The organism is Streptomyces sp. NPDC001153 (genome assembly GCF_053598315.1).
Genome location: NZ_JBSFJZ010000132.1, coordinates 1 through 1678 on the forward strand (window position 1 = coordinate 1; position 1678 = coordinate 1678).

General features: G+C 66.3%; 2 protein-coding genes. Both read right to left on the minus strand.

Going from position 1 to position 1678, the window contains the following annotated elements:
• Positions 1-69 precede the first annotated feature (69 nt).
• The gene (locus ACWDEN_RS48075) at positions 70-840 is read right to left on the minus strand and encodes a transposase (RefSeq protein WP_388767463.1); all 771 of its coding nucleotides are present in this window, start codon (positions 838-840) and stop codon (positions 70-72) included.
• A gap of 32 nt (positions 841-872) precedes the next feature.
• On the minus strand, positions 873-1553 hold the full coding sequence (locus tag ACWDEN_RS48080) for a DUF6082 family protein (protein WP_450864467.1): 681 nt from the start codon (positions 1551-1553) through the stop codon (positions 873-875).
• Between the last annotated feature and the right edge of the window lie 125 nt (positions 1554-1678).

Consider the following 1678-nt stretch of genomic DNA (forward strand, 5'->3'; position numbering starts at 1 on the left):
CTAAGGGTTGTCCCGTAAACGATCTTCCACGGGTTGGGGGCGCGGTGGGCCGACCGGTGGGGTCTGCTCCTATCCCGTGAGGACGAGGTTGTGTAGGCGGGCAATGCCGCGCATGGCGTGGTGGACTCCGTCGCCTTTCAGGCGGCAGTCGCGGAGGATCTTCCAGCCCTTCATGCGGGCAAAGGCATGCTCGACACGGGCGCGGACCTTGCGGTGGGAGGCGTTGTGTTCCTCTTTCCACGCCGGCAGTTCGGTCTGACCGCGCTCGCGGCGATGTGGAATCACCAGTCCGGTGCCCCGGTAGCCGCCGTCTGCGATCACCGTGGTCCTGCCGACGGCGTCCTTGGCTCCGGACAGTTGCCACGCCTTGCAGTCGTTGCGGTTGCCGGGCAGCGGTCGACCGACCACGACGACGAGTCGGCTGTCGGCGTCGATTACGACCTGGTGATTGGTGGAGTACCGATAGTTCTTGGACTGCTCGGCTACCTCGTGGTCGCGGGTGGGCACCAGGGTGCCGTCCACTATCAGCACGGTGTCCTTGGAGAACCGGCGCCGCGGCTGCAGGGACATGAGCGGGCCGAGGTGGTCGATGATCCGGTCTGCCGCCGACTTCGAGATGCCGAACAGCAGGGCCAGCTGGCGCATTGTCAGGTTCGTGCGCCAGTAGGCCGCGACCAGCAGCACTCGGTCCTCAAGGGACAGGCTCCAGGGCCGTCCCCTGCCAACCGCGTCGGCCCCCTCGCTCCGTAGCGCGGTCACCAACTTCCCGAAGCAGCGCGGGCTCAGCCCCGAGAACGGGGCTATCCAAGACGGCTCCGACGCCGTAATCACACCAGTCACACCTTGATCATCCAACCCGTAGCCGACAGCCTTTAGCGTCGGCTGCGCAGGAGGGATCCGAGCGCTAAGCCGGCGCCCAGGCCGATCAGGGCGCCGACTGACGTCCGCCATGCGGGCGCTGCTCCGGCGACGGGCACGTCAGGCGGACGAGGTGCGACGGCCGACGGCGTTGGTGGTCCGGCAGCGACAGCGCGAGCGTGCTCCTCGCCCACGATGGCCAGGAACCGACGACCGATACGGCTTCCGGACGAGCTGGCGGTCCACGAGATCTGGGCCCTGCTCCAGTAGTGCCGCCCAGCGTCTCCGGTGAACATCCCGGCCAGCATGTCCCGCAGGAGAGGCTCGCGAATGGTCCCGATTTCGAAGCCCATCCACGCGTAGTTCATCATCAGATCGGCATAGACATGCCGCTTGCGCTCATGGGGATCGGCAATGTCCGTGGCGCCCCAAACAGGCTGGTAGAGCGCCATGTCGTCAAGTTCCAGGCGGACTAGCTCAAGGTAGTAGCTGCGAATTCCCTGGACCTGCTCCGCCCTGGCCTGGCGGTTCTGAACTACCAGCGAAGCAGCGACGCCGGCCAACGCGAGCGCCGAGACGATCGCCGACGTGAAGCCATACGCCGCGCCGACTTGGCTCAATCTGTTCCAGTCCACCCCCTTGGAGCCGGAGATGTCCTCTAGCGCGAAAGGCGACAACAGCAGCGTCGCCAGCACGGCCGCCGCAGTGGCGACCAGCCCCAGAGCTCTGCCCACCCGGCGAGCCACTGATACTGCATCCACAGACCGATGACGAGCTATCAGGTAAATCACCCCCAGGCTAGCCTGCCCCAGCGACTAGG